Source organism: Fibrobacter sp., assembly GCF_045112255.1.
Classification (GTDB): Bacteria; Fibrobacterota; Fibrobacteria; order Fibrobacterales; family Fibrobacteraceae; genus Fibrobacter.
In genome coordinates this window covers 1-13920 of sequence record NZ_JBGUHR010000072.1, presented here as the reverse complement: position 1 = coordinate 13920, position 13920 = coordinate 1, and the positions used below count along the sequence as shown (strand labels likewise).

General features: G+C 49.0%; 14 protein-coding genes. 9 read left to right on the top strand and 5 right to left on the bottom strand.

Going from position 1 to position 13920, the window contains the following annotated elements; all coding sequences use genetic code 11:
• Positions 1 to 100: 100 nt before the first annotated feature.
• The 7 genes from ileS (at position 101) to ACJMM9_RS10365 (ending at position 8405) form a co-directional block, all read left to right on the top strand.
• Positions 101 to 3286 (top strand): isoleucine--tRNA ligase, encoded by a 3186-nt coding sequence (gene ileS / locus ACJMM9_RS10395; protein ID WP_405326477.1) that lies wholly within the window; start codon positions 101 to 103, stop codon positions 3284 to 3286.
• Between the two features lie 162 nt (positions 3287 to 3448).
• On the top strand, positions 3449 to 3922 hold the full coding sequence (locus ACJMM9_RS10390) for a hypothetical protein (RefSeq protein ID WP_405326474.1): 474 nt from the start codon (positions 3449 to 3451) through the stop codon (positions 3920 to 3922).
• Between the two features lie 6 nt (positions 3923 to 3928).
• The gene (locus ACJMM9_RS10385) at positions 3929 to 4627 is read left to right on the top strand and encodes a DNA alkylation repair protein (RefSeq protein ID WP_405326471.1); all 699 of its coding nucleotides are present in this window, start codon (positions 3929 to 3931) and stop codon (positions 4625 to 4627) included.
• Between the two features lie 12 nt (positions 4628 to 4639).
• Positions 4640 to 5449 (top strand): alpha/beta fold hydrolase, encoded by an 810-nt coding sequence (locus tag ACJMM9_RS10380; RefSeq protein ID WP_405326468.1) that lies wholly within the window; start codon positions 4640 to 4642, stop codon positions 5447 to 5449.
• Between the two features lie 368 nt (positions 5450 to 5817).
• Positions 5818 to 6558, top strand: a complete 741-nt coding sequence (gene rpsB, locus ACJMM9_RS10375) for a 30S ribosomal protein S2 (protein WP_015731872.1) — start codon at positions 5818 to 5820, stop codon at positions 6556 to 6558.
• 1 nt (position 6559) lies between these two features.
• Complete coding sequence (gene tsf / locus ACJMM9_RS10370; protein ID WP_088641340.1) at positions 6560 to 7441, top strand: translation elongation factor Ts; 882 nt, start codon at positions 6560 to 6562, stop codon at positions 7439 to 7441.
• A gap of 142 nt (positions 7442 to 7583) precedes the next feature.
• On the top strand, positions 7584 to 8405 hold the full coding sequence (locus tag ACJMM9_RS10365) for a hypothetical protein (protein WP_405326463.1): 822 nt from the start codon (positions 7584 to 7586) through the stop codon (positions 8403 to 8405).
• A gap of 26 nt (positions 8406 to 8431) precedes the next feature.
• Here ACJMM9_RS10365 and ACJMM9_RS10360 read toward each other — a convergent pair whose 3' ends face one another.
• From ACJMM9_RS10360 to ACJMM9_RS10350, 3 genes are all read right to left on the bottom strand, one after another.
• Positions 8432 to 9043 carry a DUF4230 domain-containing protein gene (locus ACJMM9_RS10360; protein WP_405326461.1) on the bottom strand — a complete coding sequence of 204 codons (612 nt, stop codon included), beginning with the start codon at positions 9041 to 9043 and terminating at the stop codon, positions 8432 to 8434.
• A gap of 324 nt (positions 9044 to 9367) precedes the next feature.
• Positions 9368 to 9712 (bottom strand): type II toxin-antitoxin system RelE/ParE family toxin, encoded by a 345-nt coding sequence (locus ACJMM9_RS10355; protein WP_405326458.1) that lies wholly within the window; start codon positions 9710 to 9712, stop codon positions 9368 to 9370.
• Positions 9699 to 9980: a type II toxin-antitoxin system Phd/YefM family antitoxin gene (locus ACJMM9_RS10350; RefSeq protein ID WP_290945723.1), complete on the bottom strand. Its 282-nt coding sequence runs from the start codon at positions 9978 to 9980 to the stop codon at positions 9699 to 9701. The genes ACJMM9_RS10355 and ACJMM9_RS10350 overlap by 14 nt, the downstream gene beginning before the upstream one ends.
• Positions 9981 to 10253: 273 nt before the next feature.
• Here ACJMM9_RS10350 and ACJMM9_RS10345 point away from each other — a divergent pair, with 273 nt between their 5' ends.
• Both ACJMM9_RS10345 and ACJMM9_RS10340 read left to right on the top strand, forming a co-directional pair.
• Complete coding sequence (locus ACJMM9_RS10345) at positions 10254 to 10421, top strand: hypothetical protein (RefSeq protein ID WP_405326454.1); 168 nt, start codon at positions 10254 to 10256, stop codon at positions 10419 to 10421.
• Between the two features lie 415 nt (positions 10422 to 10836).
• The gene (locus ACJMM9_RS10340) at positions 10837 to 11361 is read left to right on the top strand and encodes a hypothetical protein (RefSeq protein WP_405326451.1); all 525 of its coding nucleotides are present in this window, start codon (positions 10837 to 10839) and stop codon (positions 11359 to 11361) included.
• A 196-nt stretch (positions 11362 to 11557) separates the two neighbouring features.
• Here ACJMM9_RS10340 and ACJMM9_RS10335 read toward each other — a convergent pair whose 3' ends face one another.
• Together ACJMM9_RS10335 and ACJMM9_RS10330 are read right to left on the bottom strand one after the other, a co-directional pair.
• Positions 11558 to 13270, bottom strand: coding sequence for an acyl-CoA dehydrogenase family protein (locus tag ACJMM9_RS10335; RefSeq protein WP_405326448.1), 1713 nt, complete (start codon positions 13268 to 13270; stop codon positions 11558 to 11560).
• A gap of 5 nt (positions 13271 to 13275) precedes the next feature.
• A partial coding sequence (locus ACJMM9_RS10330; protein WP_405326445.1) for an electron transfer flavoprotein subunit alpha/FixB family protein occupies positions 13276 to 13920 on the bottom strand: 645 nt, incomplete at its 5' end.

Genomic DNA, 13920 nt, shown 5'->3' with positions numbered 1-13920 from the left:
ATCTTTACCGCCGAAAATTTAACGCCTTGTGGTCAGTAGAGGTTTAAGCGGACTCCCTGTCTACTTCCTACTTCCTACTGTCTACTATATCGAGGTAATCATGTTTCGTGAAGTAAAGAAAGAAGAGACCTTCCCGCAGATCGAAGAGCGTGTGCTCGGATTGTGGGACAAGGACGAAAGTTTCAAGAAGTCGCTGGACAGTCGTCCGGAAACCGAACCGTACACTTTCTACGATGGCCCTCCGTTTGCAACGGGCCTTCCGCATTACGGTCACTTGCTTGCCGGTACCATCAAGGACATCGTTCCGCGTTACTGGACCATGAAGGGCAAGAAGGTTCCGCGCGGTTTCGGTTGGGACTGCCACGGTCTTCCGATTGAATCTCTCGTGCAGAACGAACTCGGTCTCGCTGGTGTTGCCGAAATCCAGAAGCTCGGTGTTGATAAGTTCAACGAAACTTGCCGCGGCAAGGTGCTCAAGTACACGAGCGAATGGAAGAAGACCGTTCGCCGCATGGGCCGCTGGGTCGACTTCGACAAGGGCTACAAGACCATGGACAAGAACTTCATGGAATCTGTGTGGTGGGTGTTCAAGCAGTGCTTCGACAAGGGCCTCATCTACCAGGGCTACCGCATTCAGCCGTACAGCCCGGCTCTCGCGACTCCGCTTTCGAACTTCGAAACGAACCAGGGCTATAAGGACCGTCAGGACCCGTCTCTGACGCTCATCTTCCCGCTCAACACGGACGAAGCCAAGTTCAAGGACACGAGCATCCTCGTGTGGACGACGACCCCGTGGACACTTTATTCCAACTTCTGCATTGTTGTGGGTCCGGACATGGACTACAACCTTGTGGAACAGGACGGCAAGAAGTACTGGATTGCCGCAAGCCGCACCGCCGCTTACTTCAAGAACCCGAACATCGTTGATACTTGCAAGGGTTCTGAACTCGTGGGCAAGGACTACGAACCGCTTTCCCGTATTTCCGATGCGTTCGTGACGCCGGACCAGTTGTCCCGCCACTACAAGATTTACCCGGCTGACTACGTGAGTACCGAAGATGGTACTGGCGCCGTGCATACCGCTCCTTCCTTCGGTGAAGAAGACTTCCAGAAGGGTGCTGAACTCGACCTCGGCCTTTTCGACCCGCTCGATACCGAAGGCAAGTTCACGGACAAGGTCCCAATGTGGAAGGGCCTTGGCGCTAAGGAGGCCGACAAGGAAATTATCCGCTACTTCAAGGAACAGGGCCGCGTGTTCAAGCAGGACACGATCGTGCATAGCTACCCGCACTGCTGGCGTACCGGCGTTCCTCTGATTTACCGCGCCCTCAAGACTTGGTTCTTGAAGATTGACGCTCCTGTTACAAGCAAGGACGGCGTGACCAAGACTCTGAAGGAATGGATGGTCGAAAACAACCAGACCGTGAACTGGGTCCCGGACCACATTAAGAACGGCCGTTTCGGCAAGTGGCTCGAAGGCGCTCGTGACTGGAACCTTTCCCGTAACCGTTTCTGGGGTACGCCGATTCCGGTGTGGCTCTCTGATGACGGCGACATGATTGCTGTGGGTTCTATCGAAGAACTCCAGCAGCTCACTGGCGTGAAGCTTGATGACTTGCACAAGCACTTTGTGGACAAGCTTACCATCGAAAAGAACGGCAAGGTTTACCGCCGCACACCGGAAGTTTTCGACTGCTGGTTCGAATCCGGTTCTATGCCGTATGCCAGCCGCCATTACCCGTTCGAAAACAAGGAACTCGTGGAACGCAGTTTCCCGGCTGACTTTATCGCCGAAGGCCTTGACCAGACCCGTGGTTGGTTCTACACCTTGACCGTGCTTTCTAACGCTTTGTTCCAGAAGCCGGCATTCAAGAACGTGATTGTGAACGGTATTATCTTGGCCGAAGACGGCTCCAAGATGAGTAAGTCCAAGCGCAACTATCCGGACCCGAACGACCTCATCGAACGCACGGGTGCCGACGCTATTCGCTTGTTCATGATTAACTCCGCCGCTTTGAAGGCCGAAGACCTCCGCTTCAGCGAAGAAGGCGTGAAGGGCATCGTGAAGCAGGTGATGTTGCCGCTTTGGAACGCTGTCGCATTCTTTGTCTCTAACCACAACGCTGACGCCGCCAAGGGCCAGCTCACGTGGAAGCCGGGTCAGGAAGTGAAGAGCGACAATGAACTTGACCGCTGGATGCTCGCAACGTTGCAGGATCTCGCTGCCAAGGTTGAAGTGGAAATGAAGGCTTACCGCCTGTACAATGTGGTGCCCGCCGTGATTGCCGCGGTTGATGACCTCACGAACTGGTATGTGCGCCGCAGCCGTCGCCGTTTCTGGAAGTCCGAAAACGATGGCGACAAGAATGCCGCCTACGCTACCATGTACAAGGTGCTCGTAGACTTCTCCAAGATTCTCGCTCCGTTCCTCCCGCTCCTCGCCGAAGAAATCTACCAGATTCTCGTTCGCGAAGTCGATGCTAACGCTCCGGTGAGCGTGCACCTCTGCGAATTCCCGAGTGCCGACAAGTCCCTCATGGACGAAAAGCTTGTGGAACGCATCGCTATGGTGCGTGGCATGGTTGAAATGGGCCGCGTGATTCGTGCTACGAACAATGTAAAGAACCGTATGCCGATTGCCAGCATGACGGTCGTTGCTCACGGTAAGGTCGAAAAGGACGTTGCCGAAACGATGAAGGATTTGATCCTTGAAGAACTCAACGTTCGCGAAATGAAGTTCCTCGAAGACGAAACCAAGCTCGTGAAGCTTTCTGCAAAGCCGAACTTCCTCGCTATCAAGGCAAAGGGGCCGGATTACGCAAAGAACATGAAGGTGATTTCTGCCAAGCTCAACAGCCTCACGGTTGACGAAATCAAGGCTCTCCAGGCTGGCGAAACCATCAAGTTCGACTTCGGTGAAGTTGGTGCTGACTGCTTGATGCTCAACCGCATCGTGGCTGATGGTATGGCTGTGGAAGCCAACCAGCACTTCACTGTGGCTCTGGACCTCAAGATTACGGATGAACTCCGCCGTGCTTGCGTGGCCCGCGAACTCGTGAACCGCATCCAGAACCGCCGTAAGGATCAGAACTACGCCATCACCGACAAGATCGAAGTGACGCTGTTCTCCGCAAGTGATGTTTTCAAACAGGCTGTCGCGGAGAACGAGGCTTACATTGCCGGCGAGACGCAGGCTGTCGCCATCAAGTGGGCTGCTGTCGCCGATGGCCTCGAAGCTAACGACGCCGACGGCGAAGCTTTCAGCTTCACAACCGTTAAGGCATAATTGACTGGATTGTCATTCCCGACTTGATCGGGAATCTCCTTGCCAAACCCGAAATACTTTATCCTCGGAATCTAAAATTCCGGGGATTTTTATATATTCACAACCATGAAGTTTATTCGTACACTCGTTCTTCTTTTTGTTCTGCTTTTGCCGAGTATTTCTATGGCAGAAGAGAATTCGGTTTACACGCCCAAGAAAAAAGCCTCGGATTATATACCTATGCCTTATGGATTTGAAATCGGTGGTGGGAGTATGTTTGTGGCTGGGGTGGAATGGGGATCTCCTTTAAGTTTAATCTATGAGCAAGAACGCCCTGAGAATGCAGAAGGTCTGTGGGTGCCCAATGATGCGTTGTTGTGGTCTATCCGAACCAGGTATGTTTACGATTATATGGACCACGAATATGGTGTATTGATCCATCCGAACATTCAGTATCTGCGCCCTCTTTTTGGTGTTGCCGTTGGCCCTCAGGTGGGATGGTTTTCATCGTCGGGATTTGACTATGGAGCGTCTATTCGTTTGGATTTGATATGTATATTGAATATTGAAGCGGGCTATTTTTTCGAAAAAAAGAATCCTTATGTGAGTTTTCTGTTCACGTTTTCCCTTTTGAGAATGGGACCTTTCGACCCCTAATTACCTATGTCCATCATCAACGAAATTCAAAAAGCGCTTTTCGCAAAGCAGGATTTAAAGTTCAAGGCTTTCCATAGCAAGCTTATCCCGACGACGGATGCAAAGACGATTATCGGTGTGCGCACTCCCGACTTGCGTGCGATTGCGAAGGAATTTGCGAACCACGCTGATGTGGAAAAATTCTTGACTGCGCTTCCGCACAAGTATTACGACGAAAATCAGGTCCATGCTTTTATTTTGTCCTTAATAAAGGATTACGATGATTGCGTTTCGCATGTGGACGCGTTTTTGCCGTACGTGGATAATTGGGCGACCTGCGATCAGATGCGTCCGAAGGTATTTGCGAAGGCTGCGAATCGCGAAAAACTTTTGAAGGATGTTCAGCGCTGGATTAAGGCCCCGGTGACGAATGTTTATACCGTGCGTTTTGGTATTGAAACGCTGATGTCGTTCTTTTTGGACGATGACTTTGATCCGAAATTTTTAAAGTGGGTTTCGAAAATCCGCAGTGAAGAATATTACCTCAATATGATGGTCGCGTGGTTCTTTGCAACGGCGCTTGCAAAACAGTACGAGGCGACACTCCCGTTCATTGAAAAACGTGTGCTCGACGCCTGGACGCACAACAAGACCATCCAAAAGGCGATTGAAAGCTATCGCATTACCGATGAGCAAAAAGCGTATTTGAAGACCTTGAAATTATAGTATCTTTAAAATATGATTGATTATTCTGTACAGACCGTAAAGACTGACCGCTTTGAAATGGACTACCTGAAGTTTGGCACGGGCGCGCGCCCGCTTGTTTTGCTTCCGGGGATGAGCCTGAAAAGTACGATGGGCATTGCTTCGATGGTGGTGGATTCATATAAAATATTTGCAGATGATTTTACGGTTTACCTGTTCGATCGCAAGAAGAATTTTGGCGAATCGTACCTGATGGAAGAAATGGCCGCGGATACCGCAGAAGCAATGTCGGCTGTGGGCATTGAACGCGCTTGCATAATTGGCATTTCGCAAGGGGGCATGATTGCACAACTTATTGCAGAACAGTTCCCGCAGAAAGTCGAACGCTTGGTACTTGGTTGCAGCGCTTCCCGCTTGAACGATATGTCCCGCGCGGTGATGACTGAATGGAAACGCCTTGCCGAAGCTCGCGATATTGAAGCGCTCTGCTCGAACTTTATAGATAAAGTTTTTTCTGAAGAAACCATTCGTAAGTACAAGAAAAGCCTGATGCGCATGAACACGAATGCAACAGAACAGGACATGAAGCGTTTCTGCGTGCTGGCCCGTGCATGCCTCGCTTTTGAAGCGTACGAAGGCCTTTCGAAACTCAAGTGCCCGACACTCGTTTTGGGTGCCGAACTCGATCAGGTCTTGGGCGTGATCGCCTCCCGTGAAATCGCCGAAGTGCTAAAGCAAAACGGCGTGCCGACGGAACTGTACGTTTACGAAAATTACGGCCACGCCGCCTACGACGAAGCCCTGGATTTCCGAGCAAGGATTTTGGAATTCTTGAAAAAGTAGTGGGGGCGTTGCGGGGAACTCCCCGCTCGTGGGGGTGATGTAAGACCAATGGAGATCCCCGCTTTCGCGGGGATGACATGGGGCTGCAATCAGGGGGATTCTTCCCCCTCCTATAAAAAGCACCTATTTTTTCGCATTTCCTTCCTACTTCCAACGATTTTCATTGTTTTTAAGCATATTCTTTCGTCTCTCGTCTTTCGTCTTTCGTCTATCTTTTCTATCTTTGCACTCGTCCAAGCAATATCGCCTGGGCATAAACAATCACCGGCTTGCAAGAGTCGCTTCGGTGGCGCGGTACAATTAATATTGACTTCGCTTTGTGGCTTAATTGCAGTCCGGGTAGTAACAACCGAAAAGGAAAATATACTATGGCTAATTTGCCTTCCGTCGAAGATCTGCTTGCAGCAGGCTCCCACTTTGGTCACCAGACTCAGCGCTGGAACCCGAAAATGAAACCGTACATCTTGGCAGAAAAGAACGGCATCTACGTTCTCAACCTCTCCAAGACTCGTGACCTCCTCGAAGAAGCTGCTAAGGCTGCTGCCAAGATTTCTGAATCAGGCAAGACCGTGCTCTTCGTTGGCACGAAGCCGACTGCACGTCAGTGCGTGCTCGACGCTGCTGCTACCTGCAACCAGTTCTCCGTCACCAACCGTTGGTTGGGCGGTATGCTCACGAACTTCCAGACTGTCCGCAAGTCCATCAAGAAGATCGACAAGATCGACACCATGGAACAGGACGGCACCTTCCAGGCTCTCTCCAAGAAGGAAGTCCTCGACAAGACTCGTGAACGCGCCAAGCTCCTCGACGTGTTCGGTGGTATCCGCGAAATGGTGAACCTCCCGGGCCTTCTCGTCGTGACCGACCTCGCTCACGAAAAGATCGCTGTTGCAGAAGCTCGCCGTCTCCACATTCCTATCATCGGCATCTGCGACACGAACGTCGATCCGACCCTCGTGGACTACCCGATTCCGGCAAACGACGACGCTGTGAAGTCCCTCAAGCTCATTGTGGACTACATTGCTGCTAACGTCAAGCCGCGCGTCGCTGCTGACAAGAAGGAATCCAAGGAAGAAGTGAAGAAGTTCGACAACGGCGAGGACAAGTAATATGCAGATTACCGCTTCCCTCGTTAACGAACTCCGCCAGAAGACTGGCGTCGGCATGATGCAGTGCAAGAAGGCACTCACCGAAACTGACGGCGATATGGAAAAGGCTTTGGAACTCCTCCGCAAGCAGGGTGCTGCTGTTGCTGCAAAGCGCGCAGACAAGGCTGCTAAGGAAGGCCGCGTCTATCTTATCGAAACCGCAGAAAAGGCTGCTGCTTTCGAACTCACCTGCGAAACTGAACCGGTTTCCAACAACGACGACTTCGTTGCCCTCGCAGCCCTTGCTACCAAGGCTGTCGAAACTCAGGCAATCGCTTCCGTCGAAGATCTCAAGAACGCTGTCGTCGACGGCGTCAAGATCAATGACCGCCTCCAGGACGTCCTCGTGAAGATTCAGGAAAACATTGACTTCCGCAAGTTTGCAGAAATCAAGAAGGTCCCGAACTCCGTGTTTGGCGTTTACAGCCACATGAAGGGCAAGATCGGTGTTATCACTGAACTCGCTTTCGAAGGCTCTGCTGACGAAGCTGCTCTCAAGCAGGCTGCTAAGGACATCGCTATGCAGGCCGCTGCTTTCGCTCCGGTTGCATTGAACGATGCTGCAGTTCCGGCTGAAACGATCGAAAAGGAAAAGGAAATTGCCAAGGCTCAGATCGAAGCTTCTGGCAAGCAGACCAAGCCTGAATTCATGCAGCGCCAGATTGATGGCCGCGTGGCTAAGGTCCTTAAGGAAATCGTTCTCGAAGACCAGGAATTCTTCATGTCTGAAAAGAACCCGAAGAAGCTCTCTGTCAAGGACTACCTCCAGGAAGTCGTTGCAAAGCAGCTCGGCCTTACCAGCTTGAAGGTCGTGAACTTCATCCGCTTCGAACGCGGTAACTAATTTGCTGTGTCATCCTGAGCGAAGCCGTTAGGCGGAGTCGAAGGATCCAGTTACAATTGAATTGGTCGTCCCATCCGGGGCGGCCAGTTTTTTTGTAGTTTATTTTGTATCTTATTATATACACGTAAGTGAGAAAGAGAAAATGAGAATTTATCTTATATTGACGATTTGTGTTTCATTGCTTTTGCTTGGATGCGGTGGGGCCCAGGTGCAAAGAGGTTCTTTTGAAGCCTTGGTTCCCGATGCGTATACTGGTCCAACATTTGCTATGGATGATGATTCAAGTGCGTGGAAAGTCAATGTGTCGATTCGAAATCCCAATGATAGACATTTGCATTTGAAAGAAATTTGGAACGATACGATTAATGGCTTTGAGTACACCTTGGATCCAGTTGCTGGCGATGTCTACTATGATTTCAAGATATTCCCAGTGGCGGCCTCTATTGATTATTTTGGTAAAAAGACTTTTTTGCTGGGCGGCATCGGTTTTGGACTTGATCCTTTTCCGTATGTACGCGTGACTGCAGGCATAAATGAACGATATTTTGAGTTGGGAGCTTTTGCATCACTAGGATTAGCTAAAGTCTCGTATTCGGTGTATGCCCCTTATATAGATGATCAAGGAAATTTGGCTGGAGCGGGAACGAGTTCTAAGGGCGTTATTGAATGCGATGATTGTAGCGAATGGAAATACAATGGAAATTTTGGTTTTTATGTAAACGCTTTCCCGTTTAGCGAATTTGCGCTTTCTTATTCTTTCTCGGCTTTTTGCCCCTGGCTGTACAACGAATTGCAAGAACTTCCGCTGACATTTGATTTTCCCTATATCTTTTCAAATTACTTTGGTGGAACGTACATAATCAATAATCATTATCTGGTTTCTTTAGGGGCGAACGTCCACTTTGGAAACGATTTTAAAGAAACCATCTGGAATTTGGAATTGAAGACGGCTTTTATCTTTTAAACGAAATGATCTAAACGGCGCCAGTCTTATTCGCGCTGTTCCAGATTGACCTTGTAGCCGCGTTCAATGGTTGTCCCGAGCCGCAACTGGATTAACTTCATCGCATGCTCGCGGGCCCTGCGCTTGAGTTCCGCGCTGTTTTCCTGCTCGTATTTCTTTTGTTCGGAAATAAAGAACTGCTTGAAGTCCTCAAAACGGATGTTGTTGAACCAGCCCTGCTTTTCCCAAAGAATCTGGATACTCTCGAAATCGATGCTGTGGCTCAGAATCTTGGGTTCCGGCAGATAAATGAAAATGCTCTGCGTGTTCGGCTCGACAAGAATTTTGATGTCCTTCAAGTCGTAACCCAGCTTGACATCTCCCTGATAAACAAGCGAAAATTCCTTTATGGACTTGTTGATTCTCCAGTCGGGAATGTATTCGAGAAGCCTTTTCGCGTCCTGGAAGTTTGCGTTTTTGCGGTAGTGGTGGTGGAGGGTTGCAAGCTCCGAAATCTCGCTGATCTGCTGCTCCACAAACTCGCTCGTGATGCTCGTCTGTTTTGTGTCGGTGTACAGCTTCTTCATGACAAGCGCCGTCGTCACGCTTGTAGCGCAAATGATGAGCAAAATCGCAACTATTTTTAGAGCCGGTTTCATGCTATAAATTTATGCAAAAAAGATGCAAAAGGTTAAGTTCGTTGAAATTTCTTGTTATCCATGAAACCTTCATTACCATTATATGAAGGGGGAGGAATCCCCCTCGCTCCAGCCCCGACTTACATTATCATTTCAACCTGTTACCCCGGCCATTGTGCCGGGGTCGCCTTACACGGCTTTTCCTTGCAGTCGCTTTGTACGTCGGGTCTTACGCTCCCCCCACTGCGGGCTTCAGACGCCAGCCCGCAACGCCCGGCTCTTGCCCCTAAAAAGAAAAAGACGCAGCTTCATTTGAGTCTGCGTCTTTTTGCAATAGAAATCTCTTTACTTTTTTATGTATCGCATTAATTTAAGAATCAAGGTTTCTTCAAAATTTCTTCTACTGTCAATAATCGTGTGGATAACAACATCTTTTTCTCTGACTTCATATACAATTCGGTAATTTCCCTGTATTACTTCTCTGTATCGTTCAATGCCTTGTTTGTATAATTCTGGAACGATTCGTCCGCTTTGTGGAAAATGTGATAATGATAAAATGTTGTCTTCGAATTGAATGATTACGGATTCGACATAGGTTTTGTTCAATGAGTCGTAGTATTCAATTATCTCATTCAAGTCATCTTTTGCGAATTGAGATACGATGACATTGTAAACTTCATCTTGCGACATTGTATTTCTGCCTTAGTTCCTGAAATACCGATGTTGCTGATTCTGTTCTCCCGGCTTGGACATCACGTTCGGAAAGTTGAATGATTTTTAGCAGGTTAAAGGCGTTTTTCATATCCTGGTATGTCTCGACATCAACCAAAACAGCCCGAGATTTTCCTTCTTGGGTTATTACTAACGGCTCTTTTCGTTCATTAACGAAGTCCATGACATCGTCAATGTTGGAACTGACATATGAGTCGGGTTTTATGCATTCGCAAACATCAAGCATACCTTACTCCGGTTGATTCTTTTTTAAATATACCTTTTTCACTGTTTATTTGCCAACCCCCTTCCAAGTTGGAAAAGCCCTTTTCCTCTACAGTTTGCACTAAAAACGCCGTTTTTCGTTGCGAAATCGGGCTATTTTGCATGGAGAGTTGGCTCTCTTGCGAGTTATGATAATTGGATGTATATTTGTTGCAACAGGACTCCCCACACCTCTCGTTGATGTGTCCCAGTGGGAGACATTTTTATTTTAGGGATTTTCCCAAGTAGTTGTTGTATGAGTGATGCTGAAAATAATACAAGCGATGAACTGCGTTGCGATGCTCTACTAGAAACAGACGAAGAGTTCGAACGCAAAATGGAACGAGGTTATGCTGACGCTGTTGAGGGCAGAGGAAAATCGCTTGATGAGGTATTTGACGATTTGAAAAATCGATACCCCTGAAAAGGCTGCTTCTGTTTTGGAATTCTTTCAGCGGGGTGGTTGTTTTCTTGATTTGTTGTAACTTTTATGAGTGTATCTGACTAGAATCCTGTTCTCGTCTTGAATGCCGAAATTTGCCTAAAAAATGCATTCTAATGTCGGATATAGATGTTATTTTCTAAAAAACATATTTTGATGACTGATGGAAAAAGAATGTATATAGGCTCTTGAGTCCTTAATCTGTTACATTTGATTTTTGGCTTTTGGTTATGTATTTTAAAGAAAACAGGTCCCATTAAGGTATATGTGGGCTTTATGCTATGTGTTTCGGTAGAATCCTAGCCTTATACGGTATCTATTTTTTCCAACGGATTGGTAGAATGATATAATTTATTACTTTTATATCAAATAAAATAACTAATAAATTGGAGATAAAATGGCGGCCACGCAATTTGAACCTATTGGACCGTTTGAAATCCCGTTTGAAAAAAGAACGAGAAGAATTGAAAAAGAACATATACAGTCTTTTTTAGAGAATGGAGAAATACAAAAAAAGATTGATTTGTTAAATACGCGAGGATGTTATATCTTTGCGATTCGGGCTGGTAAAGGCTTTACCCCTTGGTATGTTGGTCAGGCTAAAAAATCTTTTAAACAGGAAATTTTTACTCCACACAAGAAAGACATTTACAATTGTGTGCTAGCTAACAATAAAAAGGGAACGCCTATAATGTTCCTTATCAGTTCTTCAAAAAAGAATCAGTTGCTGGAAAAAGAAATCAAGGAGCTGGAATCTTTCCTTATTTTTTGGGCTCGTAAAGCCAATAAAAATATTAAAAATCAGCAAAATAATAAGGATACGTGGGGTATTGCTGGAGTTTATAACAGCGATATCGGCAAGCCATCTATGGCCTCTAAAAATTTGAAGGGATTACTTAATCTTGAAGGAAAAATAAAGTGATTTCTGAAGTTTTTTTGCTTGATGTGTGGTTACCCTAAAAAATAGCGCGACCCACGTCAGTGGTGAATTCTTGTGAATGAAAGAAAAGCCCCGACTCGTTAGAGCCGGGGCAATTCCTTTTCGCGTTTCAGTAGGCGGCGTAGTCACGATTATTTTCTAATCACTTCCTACTTCCTACCGTCTACTGCCTACTAGCTTACGCCTGCTTATAGCTCTCCATCGATTCCATGCGGAGGCTCTTCACAAAGTTGTAGTGCTTTGCGACTTCGGCTTCGGCGAGGTTCAAGTACACCTTCAAGCTCTTGTCGAACAGTTCCGGTGCCTTGGTGGCGTCGCGGAGGAGCAACAGGGTCATCACGCAGTTGGCGGCGAGTTCGTACAAGTGACGGCTGCAGAGGTCGGTGAATTCGTTGTTTTCAACGGACTTCACGTATTCAATAGCTTCGTTGTACTTGTCGTCCATAGCCTTGGCGCGAGCCTTGAGGCTTTCGTATTCCGGGCGAACATCCATAGCTTCGAGTTCTTCGAGCATGAGGCCGTAGCTGCCGGTGGTGATGTGCGGAAGTGCTGCAACCGTCTGGAGCTGCGTCGTACCTTCGTAAATGGAGGTGATACGAGCATCGCGGTAGAGGCGCTGGCAAGCGTATTCAAGCATGTAGCCCGAACCGCCGTGAACCTGGATACAGTCGTAGCTGTTCTGGTTTGCGTATTCGGAGTTCATGCCCTTGGCGAGCGGTGTGCAAGCGGAAGCGAGCTTCTGGTAAAGCTTGAGTTCCTTCTTTTCGTCGTCGGTGAGCTTGCGGGTGCGTTCGATGTCTTCGAGGCACTTGTAGATGTCGACGTAACGAGCTGTCTGGTACAAGAGGGCGCGGCCTGCATCGAGGCGAGCCTTGATGTTCGAGATCATTTCATAGACGGCCGGGAAGTTCACGATTGCCTGACCGAACTGCTTACGGTCCTTGGCGTAGGCGAGAGCTTCGTTGTAAGCCATCTGGCTGATACCCACAGACTGAGCGGCAATGCCGAGGCGGGCGCCGTTCATGAGGGCCATCACGTACTTGATGAGACCGAACTTGCGGCGGCCGCAGAGTTCAGCCTTGGCGTTCTTGTAGACTAGTTCGCAAGTCGGGCTTCCGTGGATACCGAGCTTGTTTTCGATGCGGCGAACGTCAACGCCACCGTCACGCTTGTCGTAAATGAACATGGAAAGACCACGACCATCGTGCGTGCCTTCTTCGGAGCGTGCGAGCACCAGGTGAATGTCGGAGTCGCCGTTCGTGATGAAGCGCTTCACGCCGTTCAAGTACCAGCACTTGTCAGCTTCGCTGTAGGTGGCCTTGAGCATCACGCGCTGCAAGTCAGAACCTGCATCCGGTTCGGTCAAGTCCATGGACATCGTTTCGCCAGCGCAGATGCGCGGGATGAAACGGGAACGCTGGTCTTCGTCGCCGAATTCATAGAGCGTTTCAATGCAGTCCTGGAGGGACCAGATGTTCTCGAAACCGGCGTCTGCAGAGGCAATCATTTCGTTGATGGCCGTGTAGGCGGTAATCGGGAAGTTGAGGCCGCCAAAGCGGCGCGGCATCGTGACACCGTTGAGGCCAGCCTTGCGGGTGGCTTCGAGGTTTTCGTAGGTCTTGGATGCGTAGCGGACGCGGCCGTTTTCGCAGTGCGGGCCTTCGGCATCCACGTCTTCGGAGTTCGGGAAGACCGTGTTTGCGGTGATGTCGCCAGCGACTTCGAGTACGCGGTTGTAGTTGTCCATAGCGTCGGCAAAATCTTCCGGCGCATAGTCGAAATTGTCCTTGTCAGCAAAGCCGTTTTCCTTGAGCTCGACAATGCGCTGCATCAAGGGGCTGCTTTCGAGGTTGAATTTAATCTCGGGGTGATCTGTGTAGAAATTTGCCATAGCGCTTACTTGTTGTTTGCCTTGTAATACTTGATCATCTTCGGGAGAACTTCTTCGACGGTGCCGTTGATCACGTAATCAGCGATAGCGTTGATCGGAGCTTCGGGGTCAGAGTTCACGGAGATGATGATACCTGAATCCTGCATACCAGCGAGGTGCTGGATCTGGCCGGAAATACCGAAAGCGATATAGACCTTCGGGCGGACCGTCACGCCAGTCTGACCGATCTGACGGTCATGATCGACGAAACCTGCGTCCACAGCGGCGCGGCTAGCACCGACTTCAGCGTGGAGTTCCTTGGCAAGTTCGAACAGCATGTCGAAGTTTTCCTTGGAGCCCATGCCGTAACCACCGGCGACCACGATCGGAGCGCCCTTGAGGTTGTGCTTGGCCTTTTCCACATGGCGTTCGAGCACCTTGACCACGTATTCCGTTTCCGGAACGTACTTGGCCACGTCGTGCTTGATGACTTCGCCCTTGTAGTTCGGATCCACGATTTCCTTCTTCATCACACCTTCGCGGACGGTTGCCATCTGCGGGCGGTGTTCCGGGTTCACAATCGTTGCGACGATGTTACCGCCGAATGCCGGACGGATCTGGCAGAGCTGGTTTTCGTAGAACTTCTTCACGCCACCGATGCTCATTTCGAA

Bases quoted from the DNA above. Each gene is read 5' to 3' on its own strand.
- ileS (WP_405326477.1), top strand. From the start codon at position 101: ATGTTTCGTGAAGTAAAGAAAGAAGAGACCTTCCCGCAGATCGAAGAG.
- ACJMM9_RS10390 (WP_405326474.1), top strand. From the start codon at position 3,449: ATGGCAGAAGAGAATTCGGTTTACACGCCCAAGAAAAAAGCCTCGGAT.
- ACJMM9_RS10385 (WP_405326471.1), top strand. From the start codon at position 3,929: ATGTCCATCATCAACGAAATTCAAAAAGCGCTTTTCGCAAAGCAGGAT.
- ACJMM9_RS10380 (WP_405326468.1), top strand. From the start codon at position 4,640: ATGATTGATTATTCTGTACAGACCGTAAAGACTGACCGCTTTGAAATG.
- rpsB (WP_015731872.1), top strand. From the start codon at position 5,818: ATGGCTAATTTGCCTTCCGTCGAAGATCTGCTTGCAGCAGGCTCCCAC.
- tsf (WP_088641340.1), top strand. From the start codon at position 6,560: ATGCAGATTACCGCTTCCCTCGTTAACGAACTCCGCCAGAAGACTGGC.
- ACJMM9_RS10365 (WP_405326463.1), top strand. From the start codon at position 7,584: ATGAGAATTTATCTTATATTGACGATTTGTGTTTCATTGCTTTTGCTT.
- ACJMM9_RS10360 (WP_405326461.1), bottom strand. From the start codon at position 9,043: ATGAAACCGGCTCTAAAAATAGTTGCGATTTTGCTCATCATTTGCGCT.
- ACJMM9_RS10355 (WP_405326458.1), bottom strand. From the start codon at position 9,712: ATGTCGCAAGATGAAGTTTACAATGTCATCGTATCTCAATTCGCAAAA.
- ACJMM9_RS10350 (WP_290945723.1), bottom strand. From the start codon at position 9,980: ATGCTTGATGTTTGCGAATGCATAAAACCCGACTCATATGTCAGTTCC.
- ACJMM9_RS10345 (WP_405326454.1), top strand. From the start codon at position 10,254: ATGAGTGATGCTGAAAATAATACAAGCGATGAACTGCGTTGCGATGCT.
- ACJMM9_RS10340 (WP_405326451.1), top strand. From the start codon at position 10,837: ATGGCGGCCACGCAATTTGAACCTATTGGACCGTTTGAAATCCCGTTT.
- ACJMM9_RS10335 (WP_405326448.1), bottom strand. From the start codon at position 13,270: ATGGCAAATTTCTACACAGATCACCCCGAGATTAAATTCAACCTCGAA.